Consider the following 22,048-nt stretch of genomic DNA (forward strand, 5'->3'; position numbering starts at 1 on the left):
AATAGAATTCACTAGCGAGTAAGGATTTTGGGCGCCATAAACTTGCAGTTGACATCGCCATGGTTGGATATGCTAATATCCTCCGAAGGCGTCTGGGCCTAACCTGCTCCCGGGTTAAAGCAGACTTGTAGCAAACGTAGGACTCACATTCCATTCATTTGGCCAGTGTGTAATCGGGAGACGCTGACCGCAAATGATTGGAATTCAAAATGGCTACAATCGCCCTGTCTTCGACATCTGTACGTGCGCTCAAAAACGCACTCCTCGACCGTTTCCCTTCTGTTAAGTCGGCACATCTCAGCGAAGCTATCGCTGCGACAGCAGGCTTCCGCACGCATGCAGCTCTGCTTTCTCATCTCCAACAATTTGTTGATGAACCTGTCGTAGTCTTAGAGGATAAGCCGTTTCTTCAGCGTTTGAAAGAGTTGGGCTATCCTGAAATTTTGAACTTCGAACTCAGCTCGGTTTGGAACGACGGGACCGGTGTACCAGAGGAAGTTCGCGAACTGATTGTACGACTCTTGAAGCTCGAAGAAAATCCGGAAGGTCGTTATCCCGAAATCTATTCGTTGCGGCGGCAATGCTCTAAATTGTTCGCTAAAGCTTTTGGCATCGGTCAGTTAGAACCGCTCGATAAGGACCGGCTTATGGTCAAGAGCTTTTCGCGGGGAGTCGACCATAAGGCCGCGCAACCAGGATGGGGCAAGCACATCAACACGCACAATCCGAGCCTCGATTTCCCTGGAACCGACCATCAAGTTCGCTTCTATGAACGCTTACCACTTTCCGGTGGCAGGTATGTCGAGTACAGCACTGCACTAGTTTCTATGCCATATACGCAGTCGTTCAAAATTCCAGAGTTGCCACGTGCCAAGGCACTAGCTGAAACGCTTGGCTGGCAGTACATGGAACTCGAACAGTGGAGCTGGTATGCGGCGAGCAAGACCACTCTCATATTGTACCGGCGCACGACTACACATCAAGAGATGTTGCAGATGTGGTCGACTTCGTTCAAACGCTGGCTCATCGAGAACAGGAGTCGCTTGAACAAAGGTGCCAGCCAAGACCGCAGGAACGTCATCGAAGACGCCATCGACTGCCAACACCTCCCGCTTGGCGTGGAAACGTGGGAGGAACTCCGTGAACAGTATTTCAAAGAGTTCGCTCCATCGATGTATTACTCCGAAGATTCGCCGACGGCACGCACGTTTAAAAAAATCTTCGAAAAATGGCTCAGTGAGCGAGGCACGGAAGCAGCCAAAATTCAGTAATCTCACATGCTGTGGAGGACGGCTTCGCTGCCGCCTCCCGGAGGATTGCTAATATCTGGATGAAGTGGATGTGAGTTGGATAAATCGGAGAAATGATGGGCCAAGAGAGAGATTTGTACAAACGTTGGAAGCGCGCGAAGCAGCATTTGAACGAGTTTTTTCAAGCGCCGGAACACGTTGTAGTGATTCATTACTCATGCGAGAGTTTTTATGACCGAGACAATCCTCGCTCTCCACGCGTGACATCAATCGCCATTCGGAATTTAGATAGCGGGCAGACCAAATCCTTCTCCATCCACCTTGTGGCCGAGCGCCGTAGGGTACTGGACAGCATCGATGAACACTACGATTCACTTGAGCTAGAAATGCTCGACGAATTCTTCCAAGCGGTCGGCGCTCGGCAGCACTGTAAGTGGCTGCACTGGAACATGCGAGACGCAAACTACGGATTTGAAGCACTCGAGAACCGGCTCAGGGCCCTTGGGGGGCAGTCGTCCGCCCGCGTGCCTGAAGAGCGACGTATGGACCTGTCCCGACTACTGGTAGCGATTTATGGCGTTGGTTACACCTCGCATCCGCGAATCGAAAACCTGATGCAGCAGAATTCGATAACGGCGATGGATTTTTTGACTGGAAAGCAGGAAGCCAACGCGTTTGAAAATAAGCAGTTTTTGAAACTCCACCAGTCCACTTTGCGCAAGGTTGATATTTTTGCGAACTTCGCCGAACGAGCTAACGCCGGGCGCCTTAGAACTCAATCGAGTTGGTGGGAAATCAACGGCCGGTCCGTGAAAGCGTTGGGCGAACTTTTGCGGGAGCACTGGCTCATAGGCTCGATAGTTGTAGTTGTCGGGCTGGTAACCACAGTCGCCCGGGCCTGGCCAACACTGGCCGCCGTTATCAAGTAGTAGGAAAAATCCAAGGCAGCCATCGACGCCTGTAAGAGCAAATCCAAGCTACCACGGGAGTAAAATTTCAAAGAAACCCAACGGGCATAAGGCTTCTAACCTAACTTGCCCCGTCAAACTCAAATTTTGGCGAAGTCTATGTTAATAACCGGTAAATCCACTATATCGATGCGTTAGGAAAAACAACATTTTGCAATGAAATCAGTGGGTTGCTGAGAGTGTTGCAAATTTTTCTAACCTATCTATTTACCTCTGACAGCAGCTGTGGACGAACAATAGAGTTCGACACAAAACAATAAAGTTTGGGGCCGGGGCGGAGAAGCTTTGGCGAACTTCCGCTGTCGGCCAAGGACCGGACCTTGGCACTTTGCCGCAACAGTAGGTAAGGTGGATGGTGCCCCACGACGTGGTGTATGAAGACTTCGCCAGAGATGGCGTTTAGGAAGGCCGCGAGAAGGTGGTCATTGTGATTCTTGAGGTAATGTTGGGTTTACGAAGACCTTAACAAAACCACTTTGAGGAACCACAATGACCGACACCACTATCGCATTATCTGAGCTTGCCGAAAAGGGGGCAGATGCAGATTTCATCCGCCAGACGCTGCAGCACGCTCTGCAGCGACTCATGGAAATGGACGTCGAGGCGCTTTGCCAGGCAGCTTACGGCGAGCGCAGCGACGAACGTATCAACAGCCGCAACGGTTATCGGGACCGCGGCTACGAAACCCGGGCCGGCAAAGTCGACTTAAAGATTCCAAAGCTCCGTACAGGCAGCTATTTCCCCGGATTTCTCGAGCCGCGCAGGACGGCCGAGAAGGCTCTCACGGCAGTGATCCAGGAAGCCTATATTCAGGGAATCTCGACCCGCTCGGTCGATGACCTGGTCAAAGCCATGGGCATGACCGGGGTCTCGAAAAGTCAGGTATCACGGCTATGCGAGGAGATCGATGAGCGCGTGCAGACCTTCTTGAATCGACCGATCGAAGGCGATTGGCCTTATCTCTGGATCGACGCCACCTATGTGAAATCACGCCAGGCCGGCCGTGTGGTCTCGGTGGCCGTGATAATCGCTGTAGCAGTCAATACCGATGGCGTGCGCGAAATTCTCGGAGTAGCGACCGGCCCTTCGGAAGCGGAGCCGTTCTGGACCGACTTCCTGCGCGGTCTGACCCGCCGTGGTCTGCGTGGGGTGAAACTGGTGATCTCCGATGCGCATGAAGGCCTCAAAGCGGCAGCGAGCAAAGTGCTCAAAACGAGCTGGCAGCGCTGCCGGGTCCATTTCATCCGTAACGCGCTGGCCCATGCCGGTAAAGGTCAGCGGCAAGCCGTGCTCGCCATGATCAATACCATCTTCGTGCAGGACACTGCGGAGGCGGCCAGCGTGCAATGGCGCAGCGTCGCCGATCAGCTACGGCCAAAGTTCCCCAGGCTCGCTGCCATGATGGACGATGCTGAACATGAAGTGCTGACATTTATGACGTTCCCAAAAGCGCATCGGACGCAGATCCACAGTACCAATCCGCTTGAGCGGCTCAATGCCGAGGTCAAACGAAGGACCAACGTCATCGGCATTTTTCCCAACGATGGCGCCATCATCCGCCTAGTAGGCGCCATGATGCTCGAGCAAAACGACGAGTGGTCATTACAGCGCCGTTACATGCAGCTTGAAGGATTGCAGTCCTTGAGCGACAATCAGCCTGCACGGCTATCCGCTGTGATTAACTGATCGGGAACCCAGCCCCTCGAGAATTACTTCTCATACACCACTTCTGGGGACACCATCGTAAGGTGACATGGCCGATAGCGGTCACAGTGCTGATATGATGGAATGCTCCGCATCGCGGATGGGCTTAGGGGCGCTTGCCCTTTTAGGACCATGCATGAAAATTCGTTCTCGCCTCAAGCACGGTGCTGCCGGCCTACTTGCCAGATTCATCAGCCGCAATAACGACTACCAAGGTTTCTGGACATTAGGTGTACTGTATAGCAGTGTGCGCGTAGCACCGTGGCGCGTCGAGCTTAATCTCATTTCTGGGGCTGCCTACCCAACTAATAAAATCACCACCAGCGTCGCTGCTGAGCAATTGGCCTTCTTGCGTACAGCGCTGTCCAAGCAAAACGTTGCCTGGCATTGCCTAAAACGAGCCACGCTCACTGTGCAGTTCAACGCTCAAGTACAGGTCGGCTATACCGGTACCACAGGTGAACCCTTCGTGTGCATTGTCGAACTCGAGTCCTTAACAGGGCAGAGTGCGAAGGTCAGCCATGTAGGTCGCTGCGCAGCGTGGGCACCAGGCCTCTTTTCCGGAAGGGCTGGCCACCTATTTCCTCAGCTATAAGCTATGCCGCGATATTGGACCGTGAACGGCCATGAGCAGACCTAGCGCATTCACATCAACTAAGGGTGGAAACCAAAATGCGCTGTTTCAAGCTGCTCGGCGAGCGGGGGATGGCGCGCGATTTCGACCGCCAGGTTGCGGAGCGTCAAGTGCGTGCTGCCATCCTCAATCTTTATTGGTGCAACAAAGCCTAGCGTTGGCACAAGAAATTCGCAAGTTGTTGTGAGTGTCGAGGGGGTTGTGCCGAACTTTATTGTTCGTGCACAGCAGCTTCACATCACTGCGCATTACTACCGGCCGACCCATCAAAAGTTCAGCTCCATCCCCATCATCCTGATCATCAGGAACGTCGCCAGCCCCACCCCAAGCAGCCCCAGCACAAAGATAACCACCACCTTGCCCCCCGCACGCAGCACCGCGCGCCGTTCGTTCACCGACACCTTCTTGCCCTGGTCGTAATGCCACTTGATGGCGTAGTACATCCCCGTGCCCAGCACGAGAAACTTGAATATTACGAAAACTATCGGGATCCAATCCATCATTTTTCCAGGTGATTACGTGACGCTGTCGATTTGAAGCATACTACTGAAAAACAATTTCCATACATCGAGACAAAATGTCCCAGGCGAAAACCATACAAGAAGGACATTTGACTGGCTGGTTGCCGCGCCTGGTCGAGAACCAGGGGCCACGGTTTTTGCAGATTGCCGATGCCTTGCAGGCTGCCGTGGCAGACGGATCGCTGACGCCCGGTGACCGGTTGCCTCCACAGCGCCAGCTGGCCGCCCGGCTGGACGTGGACCTGACGACGGTCACCCGCGCCTACGACGAAGCCAGGCGCCGCAACCTGCTGGAGGGGCGCGGCGCCCGCGGCACGTATGTCGCAGCGCCGAAAGTCGAACTGACCTCGATCCTCGACCTCAGCATGAACACCCCGCCACCGCCCGCTGGCGTGGACTTCGACGACCTGTTGAAACAAGGTTTGTCGCAAGTGTTGATGCGAGCCGATGCGGAATTGCTGATGACCTACCACCTGGCCGGCGGCAGCGACTCCGACCGCAAGGCAGGCGCCACCTGGCTCGCACCGATGTTCGGACACCTGGATGCCCGGCAAGTGATTGTCTGCCCGGGGGCGCAGGCGGCGATCGCCGCATCGATCCTGGCGCTGACGGCGCCCGGCGATATCATCCTGGCCGAGCCGGCGAGCTATCCCGGCTTGCTTGCCGCAGCCACCCGGTTCGGCCGGAGAGTCATTGCGGTGGCCGCGGACCAGCACGGGATGGTACCCGGGATGCTCGAGCAAGCGTGCCGCCAGCACCAGCCCGCGCTGGTGTACCTCAACCCCACTTTGCAGAACCCCACTGCCATCACCATGCCCAAGCACCGGCGCCAGGAGCTTGCCGGCATCGCCAGGCGCTGCAAGGTACGCATCGTCGAGGACGATCCCTACTGGCTGCTTGCCGATGCCCCGCCGCCACCGGTTGCCACGTTTGCGCCGGAACAGGTGGTGTACATCTCGACCCTGTCGAAATGCCTGACCCCCGGCTTGCGCGTCGCGTTCGTGCTCATACGCGAGTCCCAGGAACGCGAGCGCTTTTTGGACGCACTCCGATCGTTTGCGCTGATGACAGCTCCGCTGACGGCCGCACTGGCCACGCAGTGGATCCTCGACGGCTCGGCCAGCAGATTGATGGAAGGCGTACGCAACGAGGCGCGCCTGCGCCACCGCATGGCCCGCACTATCCTGGCGGGGCGGTACAGCGGTACCGGCGACGGCCTGCATGTCTGGCTCGAGTTGCCGGCGTATTGGAACTCCGCGCAGCTGGCGCGCGCAGCCCGCAGCGAGGGCATCGCCGTCACGCCAGCACAGGCATTTGCAACCGGCACCGAATCCGTGAATGCCATCCGGATTTCGCTGGGCAGCATCAAGGACCGGGGCCGCTTGCAGGCAGGCCTGCAACGGCTGTCTCACCTGCTGGCGCAGCGTTCGATCACTCCGGAATCGGCTTCGTCACCAGGAACAGATACGACATCGCCCCCATGAACGCAATCCCCGCCCCCGCCAGCAGCGCCGGCACGAACGACCACGTCTGCGCGATGTAACCGGTGAGTATCGGCGCCAGCGCACCGCCCAAGAAGCCGCCGAAGTTTTGCAGCGCACCCAACGAGGCCACCCGGCTCGGCGGCGCCGCCACCGTCGCCAGCGACCACGCGCAGGCCGACGAAGCGTTGGCCAGGAAAATCACGATCGAGATGCACGCCACCGCGACCAGATTGCTGTCCACCAGCGCCGCCGGAATGGTAAACACCACCATGCCCAGCGTGGCGATCACCACCGCGTTGCGCCGGCCCGTTACCGGCGAAGACGCCGCGCGCGCCACGCGGTCGGAGGCCCAGCCGGCGATCAGCGCGCCGGCAAAGCCGCACATGAACGGCACCGACGCCGCCAGTCCCGCGTACGCCAGGTCCATGTGGCGCTCGGTGCGCAGGTAGCCGGGCAGCCAGGTCAGATACACCCAGTTCAGATATACGGAACCAAAGAAGCCGAGCATCATGCCCCAGGTAACGCGGTAGCGGAACAGTGCCAGCCACCAGGCGAAGTTCGCCTTGGGAGCGGCAGCAGCCGCCTCGTCCACTTCGAGATAGGCTTGCTCTGCGGCCGTCATGTCCGCGCGCACCGGGTCGCGGTACAGCATCACCCACACCACGGCCGCCACCAGGCCCATGGCGCCGGTGATGAAGAACGCCCAGTGCCAGCTGGTGGCGATGATCAGGGGCGCGAGCACCAGCGGCGCCAGCGCCACGCCCAGCGGCGAGGCCGAGTTGTAAATGCCGGTCGGCGTGCCGCGCGCGCGGGCCGGGAACCAGTTGCTGACCACGCGCGCCGCCGCCGGAAACTGCGGCGCTTCGCCGATGCCCAGTGCAATGCGCGCCAGCACGAAGTAGCCGAACGTGGCCGCAAAACCGCCGGCCGCCTGCGCCAGCGACCACACCACCAGGCCGCCGCCGAGCAGCCAGCGCGGCCCGATCTTGTCCACCAGCGCGCCCACCGGTAACTGGCACAGCGCATAGCTCCACGAAAACGCCGACAGCAGCAATCCCATCTGCCCCAGCGACAGCCCCAGGTCGGCGCGGATGTATTCGTTGGCCACGGCCAGCGTGGCGCGGTCGAGGTAGTTGATCACGCCGCAGACGACCAGCAGCACCAGCGAAAGTTGCTGGCGGCGCAGGATGCGGGTGGGGGTCTCGTTATAGGTATTATTTTTCATGGGGTGCGAGTATAGCCGCAGAGCCGCAGCTTGGTTCCGAAGCTGTTAGCTCCCGCACAGACCCCCCGCCCCAAACCCGTATGCTGATCCCTTACACCCACCCACAGGAGATCCCGACATGGGCATACTGAGCAACATTTTTCACAAAATCTTCCCGGCCTCGCACCCGGCCATCGCCCAGGCGCCGCAAGGCACCAGCGTGCCGGCGCCAGCCAACCCTGCTGCCGTGCCCACCGCACCGGCGTCGCCGTCCGTGCCTGCCGCAGACACCACCGCCGCGCCAGCGGCCGTGCACCTGTCCGAAGTGGACGTGGAGTCCATCCTCAACACCAAAGCGCAGCAAGCTGGCCAGCCGCTCAACTGGCGCACGTCGATTGTCGATCTGCTGAAATTGCTGGACCTTGACAGCAGCCTGCAATCGCGCAAGGATCTGGCGCAGGAACTGCACTACAGCGGCGACACCGGCGACTCGGCCAAGATGAACGTCTGGCTGCACCGCCAGGTCATGAACAAGCTGGCGGAGAACGGCGGCAAGGTGCCGGCCGACCTGAAAGACTGACCGGCAACCGCGCAGCAGGCAGGGCATGTAAAAACCGCATGAGCTAAGTCGAAATGCTTCGTTTCTGATCACCTCGCCAACATTTATTCTTTGCGCACTTCATCCGCAAGGAATACCATGCCCGCTCCACGCCTGCTGCACGTCATTCAACGAAGCCTGATCGGCCTGTCCGTCACCAGCGCCCTGGTACTGGCCGGCTGCAGCGAGTCCGCCAGGGCGCCGCTGTCCGAAGCGGCGCCGGCGATCAAGAAAAAGCCGAACATTCTCTACATCATGGCCGACGACCTCGGCTATTCCGACATCGGCGCCTTCGGCGGCGAGATCGACACGCCCAACCTCGATGCGCTGGTCAAACAGGGACGGTTGCTGACCAACCACCACACCGGCACCGTCTGCGCCATCACGCGCGCCATGCTGGTGTCGGGCACCGACCACCACCTGGTGGGCGAAGGCCACATGGGCGCGCCCAACGATGAACGGCGTGGCCTGCCCGGCTACGAAGGCTTCCTCAACGACAGCTCGCTGTCGTTTGCCCAGCTGCTGCGCGATAACGGCTACCACACCTACATGGCCGGCAAGTGGCACCTCGGTTCGGCGATTGCCGGCGGCGCCGTCACCACTGCCGGCAAGACGCCGGACCAGTGGGGTTTCGAGCGCAGCTACGCGCTGCTGGCCGGCGCCGCCGCCAACCATTACGCCCACGAACGAGAAGGCTCCACCAACTACACGGAAGACGGCAAGTTCGTGCAGCCGGGACAACCGGGCCAGCCCGGCGGCGCCGGCGGCGAACCGTTTTATTCGACCGATTTTTATACCAGGCGCCTGATCTCTTACATCGACGGCAACAAGGCCGACGGCAAGCCGTTCTTTGCGTACGCCGCCTACACGTCGCCGCACTGGCCGCTGCAAGTGTCGGAGCCGTGGCTGTCGAAGTACAAGGGCAAGTACGACGCCGGCTACGAAGCGGTGCGCGATGCGCGCATCGCCCGCCAGAAGCAGCTCGGCATCATCCCGGCCGACTTCACGCCGTACCCGGGGGCACCGGAAACCACGTCGCGCAGCCCCGCCACGGCCGGCTTCAATACGGCTAGTGCCAAGTACATCAACGCCAACAACGGCATGGCGCAGGGCTATGCCGATTACGGTCCGGGCAAGGTCAACAAGAAGTGGGCCAGCTTGACCGCGCTGGAAAAGAAAGCGCAGGCGCGCTACATGGAAATCTACGCCGGCATGGTCGATAACCTCGACCACAACATCGGCCTGCTGATCCAGCATTTGAAGGACATCGGCGAATACGACAACACCTACATCATGTTCCAGTCCGATAACGGCGCCGAAGGCTGGCCGATCGACAGCGGCGCCGACCCCAGGCTGACCGACGAAGCCAACGCCACCGAACCGGTGTACGCCACGCTGGGCACCGACAACGGCGCCCAGGCAGCCAGGCGTCTGCAATACGGGCTGCGCTGGGCCGAGGTGAGCGCCACGCCGTTCCGCCTGACCAAGGGCTATGCCGGCGAAGGCAGCGTCGCCACGCCGCTGATCGTGCGCCTGCCGGGCCAGACCGCGCGCCTGCCCAACCTGAGCGCCCTCACCCACATCACCGACAACACCGCGACGTTCCTGGCGCTGGCCGGGGTGACGCCGCCCACCCAGACTGCGCCGGCCGCGATCGACGCCAGCGGCGTCGATCGCGGCCGGGGCAAGGTGGTGTACAACGGCCGCAACGTCTATCCCGTCACCGGCAAGTCGCTGCTGCCGCTGCTGCAAGGCAGCACCGCCAGCGTGCGCACCGAACCGCTCGGACATGAATCATACGGCCGCGCCTACCTGATCAGCGCCGACGGCAAGTGGAAGGCGCTGTGGAACGAGCCGCCGACAGGTCCGCTCGACGGCCGCTGGCAACTGTACGACCTCACGCGCGACCGCGGCGAAACCACCGACGTCGCCGCGCAAAACCAGGCGCTGACCAACACCATGGTCGGAGAGTGGCAGCAATTCATGCAGCGCGTGGGCGGCGTGGAGCCACTGAAACCGCAGGGCTATTACTGATGGGCGTAGCGTCACGCAGCAGGGCCTGGCGCATGGCGTTGCCAGCGCTGGCCTTGGGCGCCGCGCTGCTGGCGTTGGTGTGGCATACCAGCGCCAGCAATGCGCTGACCGGAGCACCGGCGGCCAGGCTGGGCAGCGAACCATCGTGCGCCGCCTACAGCGGCCTGCCCGCCGGCTGGGGCGCCGATCCTCACGCGGGCATGGTGCAAGTAAAAGGCGGCAGCTTCATCTTCGGCAGTGAGCGCGGCTACCCGGACGAGCGTCCCGCGCAGCCCGGCGCCACCCGCGTTGCCGGCTTCTGGATCGACCGCACGGAAGTGACGCAAGCGCAGTTTGCCGCGTTCGTGGCAGCCACTGGCTATGTAACGGAAGCGGAACGGCAAGGCGCCGGCGTGGTGTTCCACGTGCCGACAGCGGAAGAACTGCAACAACGGCCGTACGCCTGGTGGACGCTGGAAAAAGGCGCGCAGTGGCGCACGGCGCAAGCTGCCGCGCCATCGCCATCGCCATCGCCATCGCCATCGCCATCGCCATCGCCATCGCCAGCATCAGCCCCGGTCAAAGTACCCGGCGGCCACCTGCCAGTGACCCTGGTCACGCAAGCCGACGCGCTGGCCTACGCGCACTGGCTGGGCCGCGATCTGCCTACCGAGGCGGAATGGGAATACGCCGGCAAAGCCGGCCGCAGCGACAATCAACTCGACACCGCGCCGACGGACGCCGCAGGCAAGCCCGCCGCCAACTACTGGCAAGGCGCGTTTCCGCAACTCGATGTCGCCGCTGACGGCCATGCGGGCATTGCCCCCGTGGGCTGCTACGCGCCCAACGGCTTCGGCCTGTACGACATGATCGGCAACGTCTGGGAATGGACGCAAGACCCCTACACCGGCCCGCGCCAGCCGCACGCCAATGGCGATACCGCCATCGCAGCCGGCCGCATCGCCGGTGCCGGCAACGCGCCCAACGCAGCTGATATCGCCAATGCTGCCAACGCCACGATGGTGATCAAGGGCGGCTCATTCCTGTGCGCTCCCGACTATTGCGTACGCTACCGGGCCTCGGCGCGCGAGTCGCAGGAACGCGACCTGGCCGCAACGCACATCGGCTTTCGCACGGTGCGAAGGGACCTGACTGCCGCTCACCTGGATGTCGTGTCGGGAAAGATCAGCCGATAATTGCGCAAATCTTCCTGAAACGCATTACACCGCGCAAGTTGCATCTGGACGTCGTGGAGCGGCTGCTCGTAGTCGAAGCGCGATGTCCAGTCATGGGCACGCGTCATGCTGCGCACATACGGGCTGGCATCGCGGTCGTTCGATAGGCGCTTGAGGGGTAACAGATAGTCTTCGCGATACACGGTGGGTACCATGATCCGGCAAATGCCGGCCGCGCTGAGTATGCAATTCATCGCCAGCCGGGCCGTGCGTCCGTTGCCGTCCTTGAACGGGTGGACTTCCGACACGACGAACATCGTCATCAGTGCGCGTGCCACCGGGTCAGTCAATGCACGAATACGCTCGTAGCCTTCGACCAGGGTTCCTGGCACCTGTTCGGGCAAGACGAATAGTGTGTTGCCTGCCATGTTGCGCTGTTCTTTCCATTGACCCGGCAGTTGGTCGGGACGCGCCTGCATGACGAGGGCGTTGACGCTTTTGAGCCAGCCGAGAAAGTCTTGCGCAGTTGCCGCCGGCTGGTTGCGCCATGGCGCTGCGTTCGCGGCCTGGAAAGTGCCGAGAACGTCATGCGAATCCTGCGAGCGATTGGCAATGATCGCACCCTCGAACACGATCTGCTTGGCCTCGGCCACCTCGAACGTGGTGCCTTCGATAAAATTCGAAAAATATGCTTCGAAGAATGCGAAATTTTCCAGCGCCGTACCCTTGCTAGCAAGATCGGCGGGGTGCGCAAACACCTCGGCAGCCAGCGCGCGCTGCAGCATATCGAACAGGTCGAGCCGGTCCGGATCGTAAGGCTTGCCCGGTTCACCGCACCGCGCGCGGTACCCATGTTTTCAAGAAAACCTCGTGCTTCGCCAGGAAGGTAGATTTGCCTGTGTAGCAGGTCGGCGTTGGGGTTTTCCAGCAAAGGTGGCTGGTCCGCGCCAGGGTATACCTCGACCACGAGGCCGGGCAGGTGCAGCGTGCGCCGCGTGCTGGCGCGGCGTACGTGAATAACCCCTGCTACGGGCCGGTGTTCGATTGCGGAGCGATATGCCAACACAGCTGCTGGCAGCAGGTGGCTGATGATCGCCGCCCAGTTGCGAACTACGATGGCCTCGAGCGGGCTGTCCAGATTAGTTGTGTACACCCCGGCGTAGATGCGTCTGAGCGTACCCGCACCCACTTGACGGGCCAGGGTCCGCTGTAACGCCGCATTACCGTCGGTAAACAGGACTTCTGCAGTGTCGGTGTCTGAAAACTGTGCCATTGTTTCCCCCTGCCTCGTTCGAATGACTGAAAAGCAGAGGAATTATGGCACTTTATGACCGAAAACTAGCGGTTTCTCTCCGGTCGCAGTCCATCTTCATGCGCCCGGCAATGGCGCCAGCGCCGACACCAGCCCCTGCTCGCGCAACGCCTGCCAGAACGCTGCCGGCACCGCCTGGCGCAGTGCGGCCTGGTCTTCCAGCAGGCGCTCGGGACGGCTGGCGCCCGGAATTACGCTGGCCACTGCCGGATGCGCCAGCGCGAACTGCAAGGCGGCGGCCTTGATGCTGATGCCGTGGCGGGTGGCCAGCGCGGTCAGGCGTGCCACTTTCTCGACGATGGCAGGCGGCGCCTTGGCGTATTCGAAATGCGTGCCGCCGGCCAGGATGCCCGAGCTGTACGGACCGCCGACGACGATGTCCACGTGTTGCGCGGCGGCGGCCGGCATCAGGCGTTGCAGCGCGCGCTCGTGGTCGAGCAGCGTGTAGCGGCCGGCCAGCAGGAAGGCATCCGGCTTCGGTTCGTCGAGGTCGAGCGTCAACTCGAGCGGCTCGACCCGGTTTACGCCCAGGCCCCAGCCCTTGATCACGCCTTCGTCGCGCAGGCGGTCCAGCACGCGGAAGGCGCCGGTGCGGGCGATCTCGTATTGCGCCAGCCATTCGTCGCCAAAGAAATCCTGAGCCACGTCGTGCACCCAGACAATGTCGAGGCGGTCGGTCTTGAGGCGCTGCAGGCTTGCTTCGATCGAGCGCAGCGTGGCGTCGGCGCTATAGTCGTTGACGATCTTGTTTTTCAGGCCGAACTCGAACAGGCCGCCCTTCTCTCCCATGTCGCGCGCCAGCGGGTCTTCCAGTTCGTCGAGGATGACCCGGCCGATCTTGGTGCTCAGGACGTATTCGTCGCGCGGCCGGCGGGCCAGCGCTTCGCCGAGGCGGATCTCGGCCAGGCCGGCGCCGTACAGCGGTGCGGTGTCAAAAAAGCGGATGCCCTGGTCCCAGGCCGCATCGACCGTGGCAATCGCCTCGTCCGGGGGAATGTCGCGGTACATATTGCCCAGCGGGGCGGTGCCGAAGCCGAGTTTGCCTTGCAGTTGTTCACGAATGCTCATGGGGTTCTCCTGGTGGATGAGTGAATAAGACCAGTGTAGATTGACTTTAACAGACCGTCCAAGACATAATTTACTCATCTTAAGTCCTGTTGGGTCTGACATGCTCGATATTCGCCAGTTGCAATACTTCGTCGCCGTGGCCGAGGAAGAACACGTGGGGCGTGCTGCCGAGCGCCTGCACATTTCGCAGTCGCCGCTGAGCCGGCAGATCGCCCAGCTCGAGGAAAAGCTGGGATTGACCCTGTTCGAGCGCAGTCTGCAGCGCATCCGCCTCACCCGCGACGGCCGTACCTTCCTGACCGAAACCCGCGCCTTCCTGGTCCATGCCACGCGCCTGGAAGCCATGGCGCGCCGCCTGGGCCGCGGTGACGAGGGCGGGCTGTGCATCGGCTACATCGACAACGCCATGCACGCAGGCGTGCTGCCCGACGGCCTGCGCACGCTGCGCGCCGAGCGCCCGCAAGTGCACGTGGCGCTCTACAACCTGCATTCGGCCGAGCAGGTCGAGGGCCTGCGCCAGCGCAGCCTCGATATTGCCCTGTTATGCGAACCGCCGGCGCCCGATGACGCCGATCTCGATTGTGCGCTGGTGCGCAGCGAGCCGATGCTGCTGGCGCTGCCCGACGCGCACCCGCTGGCCGCGTTGGCCATGCTGGCACCGGCCGACCTGGCGGCGCAGGACTGGATCCTGGTGCGGCACAAGGAGACCGCGCTCCAGCACGACAACTTCATCGCCGAGTGCGCGCGGGCGGGCTTTACCCCGCGCGTGCGCATGGAAGCGACCGAACCGATGACGGCGCTGGGCCTGGTCGGCGCGGGTCTGGGCATCGCCATGGTGCAGCAGGGTTTGCGGCACCAGGCGCCGCCGGGCGTGGTGCTGCGCGAACTGCCGTGGTTCAGCTACCGCACGCCGCTATGGGTGGCCTGGCACCGCATCAATTTGCGGCCGCTGGTGGCAGACTTCCGCGCCATGCTGCTCGCTGGCGCCAGCGCTGCAGTCATGCAGGAGGCCCGCATGACGCCATCCATGACGTCATCCATGACGCCACCGACGACGCCACAGCGATGACGCGACAGGTGACGTCACCGCGCTGACGCCGCCAGCCCGATAATTGCCGCCGCCAGCGCATCGACATCCTGCGCGCGCGTAAAGAGGTGCGGCGTTACCCGCACCAGTGACACCTCGCCCAGCTGGCGCACCACGGTGAAGATGCGGTGCTGGTCCATCAGCCGCCGCGCCACGTCCGCCGCCGCCATGCCGTCGATGCCGAAGGCGCCCAGCGCGCAGTGGCGCGCCGGATCGGCGGGTGTGTACAGGCGCACGCCGGGCACGTGGCGCACCGCGTCCATCCAGCGCCGCGCCAGCCAGCGCAGGCGTGCTTCCTTGTTGGCCGTGCCGATCTGCGCGTGGAACGCCAGCGCATCCTCGATCGCCATGACCGGCGCCGGCGGTACCGCGCCCACGTGTCCCAGCTTGTCGATATCGCCGGCGGCATGGCTGGTGTCGGCGTAGAACGGCGCAATGTCGGCAATGCGTTCACGCGCGATGTACAGCAGCCCCGTGCCCAGCGGCGCGCCCACCCACTTGTGCAGGTTGGCGACGACGAACTGCGCGCCCAGTTGCGGTACCCGGTAGTCAAGCTGCGCCAACGAATGGGCGGCGTCGATGATGACGTCGATGCCGCGTGCGCGCGCCATGGCCGCCAGCGCCGCCACCGGCATGATCTGGCCCGTGCGGTGCACGATGTGGGTGAGCAGCACCACCCGCGTGCGCGGCGTGATGGCGGATTCGTACGCGGCGACGATGGCGGCGTCGCTGACAGCATCGAGCGGTACGTCCACCGGCACCGGCACCACGCCGCGCCGTGCAGCCAGGGTGGCGACGATGTCGAGCGCGCTGTCGTAGTCGTGGTGGGCATAGACGATGGCGTCGCCGGGTGCGAACGGATAGCCCTGCAACACGATGTTGAGCGACTCCACGGCGCTGCGCGTGATCAGCAGTTCGTCGGCATCGACGCCGGTGAATGCGGCCAGCGCCTGGCGCACCTGTGCCAGGCGGTCGGGCCAGCGCTGGCGCAGGAAATAGCTGCTTTCGGCATCGACTTCATCCTGGTAGCGGCGCAAGGCGGCGCGCACCGGGTTGGCGGGCATGCCGAAGTAGCCGTTTTCCAGGTTGATGAAGTCGGGTGATGGCGCGTACTGCGCGCGGACCGCGTCCCAGAACGCGGTGTCGTCGGCAGCGACGCTGGTGATCGTTGGTGGCACTGTGGACTCCCGTGGCAAGCCGCACCGGGCGGCGCGGCGTTGCCAGCGAGTGTACGCGAGGTGGCGCTAGCGCATCAAACGGCGGCCTTGCTGCGCTGGCGGCGGCGGCTCATGGCGCCCACCAGGCCCAGGCCGGCGACCAGCATGGCATAGGTTTCCGGTTCGGGCACGGCGGTGATCACGCCATTGCGCACCTGGAACAGGTACTGGCCGGTGACGCCATTGTTGGTGCCGGCGGCAAGCGAGTGGATGCCGCCATCGAGCAGCGCGCCGTTGACCAGCGAGCCGGCCAGCTGGTTGTAGGTGCCGGCCGCGCCGCTGCCGTTGGCAAAGCCCACCGAGGCCGAGATGCCGCCGAGGCCGTTAACGCCCAGGTCAGCTTCACCGGTTTCCCATTGCACCTGGTCATAGTTGAAATAAATGTCGAAATTGCCGGCGCCGGTGGCGTTGCGGTCCACCAGGATCAGCTGGAAGGTATTGAGCTTGTCGTCGCGCGCCTGGTAATAGCCGACCTGGTTCCAGGTCACGCCGAAAGCGTTCTGGCCGGCGTAGGTGCCGTTGCCGTAAGTAACCGTGCCGCCGGCCGCCGCCCGGGTATCGACGTCGGAGAAAAATGGCGCAATGATCGGTGCGCCGAAATAATTGGCGGTCAGTCCGGTAGGGGTATAAGTGCCCTGCCCGCTACCGAAGGTGACATAACCGTTATTGCTGACATACGTGGTATCGAAGGTATTGCCGAAATAATTGGCATTAAAACCGAGCGTCACCTCGGGGGTATAGCAATCGTCGCACACCGCGACGGTACCCAGGTTATTAAAACCGCTGGTCACGGGGCCGGCAGCGGCGTAGTTGGAGAAGGCGAACAGCGACAGCAAGGCGCAAAGCGTGATTTTTTTCATGAAGATTCCGGTTGGTGAATTGAATGTAGCAGTTTCAGAAAACGGATATTTTTTAAATCCAATTTTTATTTGGAAATATAAAATGCACCGCCGAAACTGAAGTTTCCCCTAGCTTTTGGTTTATACAAATACAATATTTTTATAACCAGAAAGATATCATATTGAAAACTTTATATATTCACACTTTGTAACCGGACTCATCATTTATTCAAATTGATCACTTCAGTGATCTCTCTCCAGCCACGCGTCCAGCCCGGCGAGGTCCGCCGCCAGCCGCGTGCGCATGGTGGCCAGCAGTTGCTGGGCGAACGGTGTCAGCGGCCGCCCTGCCGGCATGGCCAGCTGGCAGCCGTAGGCGAGGGTTTCCGAAAAGCGCCGCAGCAGGATGTCGCGGCCCGCGTAGTCGAGCGCGGTGACCGGGTTGACGATGGCGATGCCCACGTTGTGGCGTACCAGCTCGCATAAGCTGATCGTATACGGTGTCTCGACAACGGTTTCGGGCACCACGCCGTGGGCGCGGAAGATGGCGTCGAGCCGCACGCTGGCGCCGTCCTCGGGATTGAGCGCCAAAAACGGGTAGCGCGCCAGGTCGCTCGGGCGTATCACCTTCCTGCGCGCCAGCGGGTGTTTCAACGGCAGCGCCACCACGCCGTTGTAGCGTGCGAACACCGAGTGTTCGAGACCATCGGCACTGACCTCGTCGGCCATCAGGCCGATATCGGCCTCGCCCGCCAGCAGGCGCGCGCGCACGTCGCGCGACGACATGATCTGCAATGACACCGTCACCTTGCGCTCGCTAAGCTTCAATTCGCTCAGCACGCGCGGCAGGAAACCCACGCCCATGCCCGGCAGGCTGGCGATGCGGATGCGGTTGACGCCGAACTGGCGCAGGCTGCGCAGCCGGTGCTCGATGGCGTCGAGCCCGACGAAGCAGCGGTGCACTTCGGCCAGCAGCGCGTGCGCCTCCTGGGTGGGGACCAGCTTGCCGCGCACGCGCTCGAACAGCGCCAGGCCCGCATGGGTTTCCAGCTTGCGCAGCGACAGGCTCACGGCCGGCTGCGTCAGGTTGAGCAGGCGCGCCGCCTTGCTGGCGGAGCCGGCCGTCATCACGGCGCGGAAGATCTCGATTTCACGGAGCAGCATGGGAGTGATCAGGTCAGGGTATAAGCCCAGTTTATAGCTTGCGAAGTCGCGCCACAAGCACGGCGCTGGCGTTTGCCTACAATGTTCCGATCGCCAATCACCGTACAGGACCGCCATGACCATCAGCCGCCGCACCTTTCTGCAGGGTTCCCTCGTTGCCGCCGGCGCTGCCGGTACCGTTGGCGCCACGCCAGCGCTGCAGGCGCAGGATCGGCCATTGACGGCGCCGGCCGGCACGGTCGCACAGGTCGTGCGCGACGAAGCCTACTGGCGCGACATCAAGTCGCACTACGATGTCAGCGGCGACTTCATCAACCTGGAAAATGCCTACTACGGCATCATGACGCGCGCGGTATCGGACGATTTCAAGCGCCATATCGACCGCCTCAACCGCGACAACTCGTACTTCCTGCGGCGCGAATTCGACCGCCAAGGCGTCGAGGCGATCCGCGCCACGCTGGCGCAGCACCTGGGCGTGCCGACCGACGAGGTGGCGCTCACGCGCGGCGCCACCGAATCGCTGCAAAACCTGATCAGCAACTACCAGTTGCTCAAGCCCGGCGACACCATCATGTACGGCAACCTCGACTACGATTCGATGCAGTACGCCATGCAGGACCTGGCCGCGCGGCGCGGCGCCACGCTGGCGGTGGTCACCACGCCCGAGCCGGCCACGCGCCAGGGCGTGCTGGACGTGTACGAGCAGGCGCTCAAGGCCCATCCGCGCACGCGCCTGTTGCTGCTCACTCACATCAGCCACCGCACCGGCCTGGTGTATCCGATTGCCGAGCTGGTAAAAATGGCCAAGGCGCGCGGCGTCGATGTGATCGTGGATGTGGCGCAGTCGTGGGGCCAGCTCGACTATCAATTGCCGGACTTGCAGGCCGACTTCGTCGGCGGCAACCTGCACAAGTGGATCGGCGCGCCGCTGGGCCTGGGTTTCATCCACATCCGCAAGGAGCGGCTGAGCGCGATCGGCATCCACCTGGGCAATGCCGACCACCCGGCGACCGACATCCGTGCGCGCGTGCTGGCCGGCACCGTCAATGTCGCTGCGCTGATGACCATCCCCGCCGCGCTGCGCCAGCACGACGCGATGGGCACCCGCAACAAGGGCGCTCGCCTGCTGCACCTGCGCAACCACTGGGTGGCGCAACTGCGCGGCAACAGCAAGGTGCACATCCTGGCCCCCGACGACATGAGCGGCGCCGTCACGTCGATGCGCCTGGTCGGCAAGACCAGTTTTGACGACAACGTAGCCCTGCAAAAAACCCTGGTCGACCAGTACGGCATTTTCACGGTCCCGCGCAAAGGCGCGGCAGGCGGCGCCTGCCTGCGCGTGACGCCGGCACTGTTCACCACTACCGCAGAACTCGACAAATTCACCGCCGCCATCCGTCAAATCACCACCTGAATTGGGGTAAAAGTCGGCGGTGAAAAAAGCTTGAAATTATCTATATAAACCGTTTATACGATATAAACTATTTATTTCGTATAAACGATATGGATAATTAAATTAAAGCGCCGCGCGCAGCGTCACCACCACGTTGCGCGGATCGCCGTAGTAGTAGGCCAGGCCGGTCGGTGCGAAGCGCTTGTAGTAGGTCTTGTCGGCCAGATTGTTGACGTTGACCTGCACCGAGTAACGGTCGTTGAAGCGGTAGCCGGCCATGGCGTTCAACACCGAGTAGCCGCCCTGGCGCGCGGTCAGGCCGCTGCCGGTGACGGTGGCGTCGCTCTGGATGTTGGCGCCACCACCCACGGTCCAGCCCTTGAGCAGGCCGCCCAGCCGGTAGTTGCTGAAGAAGCGCAGCTGGTGGCGCGGATCGATGGCGCGCAGCGGCTGGTTGGTGTTGGCGGCGGTATCGACCACGTACCTGGTGCGGGTGTTGGTGTAACCACCCTGGATGTTCCAGCCCGGCGCCAGCTCGCCCGACAGCTCCGCTTCCCAGCCTTCGCTCTCGGTCTTGCCGCCGGCAATGCGGCAGCGGCCGGTCGGGTTCGACGGCGCACAGGTCGCAGGTCCCGTCGAGTCTTCCACCGCGCGGCCCACGTTGTTGATGCGGAACACGCCAGCCGACGCATTGAGCTTGCCGCCGAAGAATTCGCCCTTCAGGCCCGCTTCGTAGTCCTCGCCGGTGATGGGCTTGAGCATGTTGTTGTTGACGTCCTTGACGTTTTGCGGCGTGAAGATTTCGGTATAGCTGACGTAGGCGTTGAGCTTCTTGGTGATGTCGTACACCAGGCCGGCAAACGGCGTGGTCTGGCGCTCCACCTTGTAGCTGGTGGCGGGGGCGGCCGGGGCGCGGTACTCGTACCAGCTCAGGCGCACACCGGCGAGCGCCGTGAGCGAGTCCATCAGCGACAGGCTGGTGGTCGCATACACGCCCTGCTGCTGGACGAAGGTCGGCTTCAGCATGTTGATGGTGACCAGGTTGTTTTCCGGGTACGTGGCGTACGGGTCCCAGTTGCGGATATCGACATTATTGAGCGGGAACTGGTTGCCCAGGCCGGCCGTCGCGACGGTGCGCGTGCGCAGGGCTTCCGCGCCCACCACCAGCTTGTGCTGGCGGCCCAACAGGGTGAACGGGCCGTTGGCGCTGAGCGAGTAGTTATCCTGCTGGCTGTCGTCGCCCGTGTATTGCGACGTGGTCACGCCGAACAGGTAATCGTCCTTGCTGCCAGCGGGGCGGGCGATGTACGACTGCTTGAAGCCGTTCGGGTCCATCTTCAGGTGCAGGTAGCCGGCGCTGGCCTTGGCGGTCCAGCCATTGTCGAAACGCTGCTCGAGCTCCACGAACGCCTGTTCGTTGGCGCGGTTCCAGCGGTTCCAGGCGGCGCCCAGGAACGTGTCGCGTGGCAGGTTCATCGACGAGCCATCGAGCTTGGCCGGCATGCCGCCCCACGAGCCGGTGGCATCGAGTTCGGTGCGCTGCAGGCTGGCGGTGAGCAGGGTGTCGGGCGACAGGTCCGCTTCCACCACGCCGTACAGCACTTGCCGGTCTTCCTTCATCGCCTTCTGGAAGCTATCCTTTTTTTCCTTGACGGCCACCAGGCGCGCGCGCACGGTGCCGGCCTGGTTGAGGGCGCCCGAAATATCGCCTTCGGCGCGGCGCCGGTCCCACGAACCGAGTACGCCAGTGGCTGACGCCTGGAAGTCGCGCGTGGGACGCTTGCGCACCATGTTGACGGTGGCCGACGGATTGCCCGAACCGCGCAACATGCCCGAGGCGCCGCGCAGCACTTCCACGCGGTCGAGCACGGCCGCATCGGGCTGGGCGAAAGCCGAGCCGCCCTGGGTAATGGTCAAACCGTCGACCTGCATGGCGTCGATCTGGTAGCCGCGCGAGTGGTACGTGATGCGCTCGCTGTCGGTGTAATCGACCGCGATGCCGGGCGTGGCCAGCATCAGGTCGGTCAGGTTGAGCAGCGCGCGGTCTTCGATGAACTGGCGCGTGAGCACGGTGACCGGCTGCGGAATTTCACGCACCGATTCCAGGCCCTTGACGATCGACGTCTTGCGGCTGCCGAACGAACCCGAGTTTTCGGTGGTGACACGGTCGCTGGTGCCGGTGACGGTCACGCTGGGCAGCAGGGTATCGCGGTCGGCCTCCGCCCCGGCGGCTGCATCTGCCGGCGCTGGTGCGTCCGCAGCGTAGGCCAGCGGGAACGTAATGGCCGCACTCGCGCACAGCAGCGCCAGTCGGGCCGCCAGGCGCACGGGGCGCAGGACTGGGGTGGATGAAAAAGGTTTGTCTGCGCGGTGGAACATCACAACTCCTGAATGTTGAGTAATCTAAATGAGAATCA

Annotated in this window: 18 protein-coding genes; 10 read left to right on the forward strand and 8 right to left on the reverse strand. The window is 62.4% G+C overall.

Features of this window, described 5'->3' with window-relative positions; all coding sequences use genetic code 11:
* Positions 1-209 precede the first annotated feature (209 nt).
* From SR858_RS26310 to SR858_RS26325, 4 genes are all read left to right on the forward strand, one after another.
* Positions 210-1,271: a hypothetical protein gene (locus SR858_RS26310; RefSeq protein WP_154820172.1), complete on the forward strand. Its 1,062-nt coding sequence runs from the start codon at positions 210-212 to the stop codon at positions 1,269-1,271.
* A 113-nt stretch (positions 1,272-1,384) separates the two neighbouring features.
* Positions 1,385-2,179: a hypothetical protein gene (locus tag SR858_RS26315; RefSeq protein ID WP_322534161.1), complete on the forward strand. Its 795-nt coding sequence runs from the start codon at positions 1,385-1,387 to the stop codon at positions 2,177-2,179.
* Positions 2,180-2,707: 528 nt separating this feature from the next.
* Entirely contained in the window at positions 2,708-3,904 is a 1,197-nt protein-coding gene (locus SR858_RS26320; RefSeq protein ID WP_154820175.1) for an IS256 family transposase, read from the forward strand.
* Positions 3,905-4,058: 154 nt separating this feature from the next.
* Entirely contained in the window at positions 4,059-4,517 is a 459-nt protein-coding gene (locus SR858_RS26325) for a hypothetical protein (protein ID WP_154820083.1), read from the forward strand.
* Between the two features lie 305 nt (positions 4,518-4,822).
* Here the strand turns inward: SR858_RS26325 and SR858_RS26330 are convergent, their stop codons facing one another.
* Positions 4,823-5,059: a hypothetical protein gene (locus SR858_RS26330; protein WP_026637727.1), complete on the reverse strand. Its 237-nt coding sequence runs from the start codon at positions 5,057-5,059 to the stop codon at positions 4,823-4,825.
* A gap of 74 nt (positions 5,060-5,133) precedes the next feature.
* Between SR858_RS26330 and SR858_RS26335 the strand changes: the two genes are divergently transcribed.
* Positions 5,134-6,561, forward strand: coding sequence for an aminotransferase-like domain-containing protein (locus tag SR858_RS26335; protein WP_322534163.1), 1,428 nt, complete (start codon positions 5,134-5,136; stop codon positions 6,559-6,561).
* Here SR858_RS26335 and SR858_RS26340 read toward each other — a convergent pair.
* Positions 6,509-7,786 carry an MFS transporter gene (locus SR858_RS26340; protein WP_019924240.1) on the reverse strand — a complete coding sequence of 426 codons (1,278 nt, stop codon included), beginning with the start codon at positions 7,784-7,786 and terminating at the stop codon, positions 6,509-6,511. The two genes, SR858_RS26335 and SR858_RS26340, sit on opposite strands and share 53 nt — an antisense overlap.
* Before the next feature lie 118 nt (positions 7,787-7,904).
* On the opposite strand from SR858_RS26340, the gene SR858_RS26345 reads away from it, so the two are divergent.
* From SR858_RS26345 to SR858_RS26355, 3 genes are all read left to right on the forward strand, one after another.
* Positions 7,905-8,345 carry a DUF3597 domain-containing protein gene (locus SR858_RS26345; RefSeq protein WP_019924239.1) on the forward strand — a complete coding sequence of 147 codons (441 nt, stop codon included), beginning with the start codon at positions 7,905-7,907 and terminating at the stop codon, positions 8,343-8,345.
* 117 nt (positions 8,346-8,462) lie between these two features.
* Positions 8,463-10,397, forward strand: a complete 1,935-nt coding sequence (locus SR858_RS26350) for an arylsulfatase (protein ID WP_019924238.1) — start codon at positions 8,463-8,465, stop codon at positions 10,395-10,397.
* Positions 10,397-11,572 (forward strand): SUMF1/EgtB/PvdO family nonheme iron enzyme, encoded by a 1,176-nt coding sequence (locus tag SR858_RS26355; RefSeq protein WP_019924237.1) that lies wholly within the window; start codon positions 10,397-10,399, stop codon positions 11,570-11,572. The genes SR858_RS26350 and SR858_RS26355 overlap by 1 nt, the downstream gene beginning before the upstream one ends.
* Here the strand turns inward: SR858_RS26355 and SR858_RS26360 are convergent.
* Both SR858_RS26360 and SR858_RS26365 read right to left on the reverse strand, forming a co-directional pair.
* Positions 11,536-12,336 (reverse strand): Fic family protein, encoded by an 801-nt coding sequence (locus tag SR858_RS26360; RefSeq protein ID WP_019924236.1) that lies wholly within the window; start codon positions 12,334-12,336, stop codon positions 11,536-11,538. The genes SR858_RS26355 and SR858_RS26360 overlap by 37 nt on opposite strands.
* 584 nt (positions 12,337-12,920) lie before the next feature.
* Complete coding sequence (locus SR858_RS26365; protein ID WP_019924235.1) at positions 12,921-13,931, reverse strand: aldo/keto reductase; 1,011 nt, start codon at positions 13,929-13,931, stop codon at positions 12,921-12,923.
* A 100-nt stretch (positions 13,932-14,031) separates the two neighbouring features.
* Here SR858_RS26365 and SR858_RS26370 point away from each other — a divergent pair, with 100 nt between their 5' ends.
* Positions 14,032-15,000, forward strand: a complete 969-nt coding sequence (locus SR858_RS26370; RefSeq protein WP_019924234.1) for a LysR substrate-binding domain-containing protein — start codon at positions 14,032-14,034, stop codon at positions 14,998-15,000.
* Positions 15,001-15,014: 14 nt separating this feature from the next.
* Here SR858_RS26370 and SR858_RS26375 read toward each other — a convergent pair whose 3' ends face one another.
* The 3 genes from SR858_RS26375 to SR858_RS26385 all read right to left on the reverse strand — a co-directional run bounded on the left by SR858_RS26375 (position 15,015) and on the right by SR858_RS26385 (position 18,238).
* Complete coding sequence (locus SR858_RS26375; RefSeq protein ID WP_019924233.1) at positions 15,015-16,196, reverse strand: aminotransferase class V-fold PLP-dependent enzyme; 1,182 nt, start codon at positions 16,194-16,196, stop codon at positions 15,015-15,017.
* A 74-nt stretch (positions 16,197-16,270) separates the two neighbouring features.
* Positions 16,271-17,095, reverse strand: coding sequence for a nidogen-like domain-containing protein (locus SR858_RS26380; RefSeq protein ID WP_019924232.1), 825 nt, complete (start codon positions 17,093-17,095; stop codon positions 16,271-16,273).
* Between the two features lie 222 nt (positions 17,096-17,317).
* Positions 17,318-18,238, reverse strand: coding sequence for a LysR substrate-binding domain-containing protein (locus SR858_RS26385; RefSeq protein WP_040378142.1), 921 nt, complete (start codon positions 18,236-18,238; stop codon positions 17,318-17,320).
* A gap of 115 nt (positions 18,239-18,353) precedes the next feature.
* Between SR858_RS26385 and SR858_RS26390 the strand changes: the two genes are divergently transcribed.
* Positions 18,354-19,652: an aminotransferase class V-fold PLP-dependent enzyme gene (locus SR858_RS26390; protein WP_019924230.1), complete on the forward strand. Its 1,299-nt coding sequence runs from the start codon at positions 18,354-18,356 to the stop codon at positions 19,650-19,652.
* Positions 19,653-19,754: 102 nt separating this feature from the next.
* Here the strand turns inward: SR858_RS26390 and SR858_RS26395 are convergent, their stop codons facing one another.
* Entirely contained in the window at positions 19,755-22,010 is a 2,256-nt protein-coding gene (locus SR858_RS26395; protein WP_019924229.1) for a TonB-dependent siderophore receptor, read from the reverse strand.
* Positions 22,011-22,048 lie beyond the last annotated feature (38 nt).

The organism is Duganella zoogloeoides (assembly GCF_034479515.1).
GTDB lineage: Bacteria > Pseudomonadota > Gammaproteobacteria > Burkholderiales > Burkholderiaceae_D > Rugamonas > Rugamonas zoogloeoides.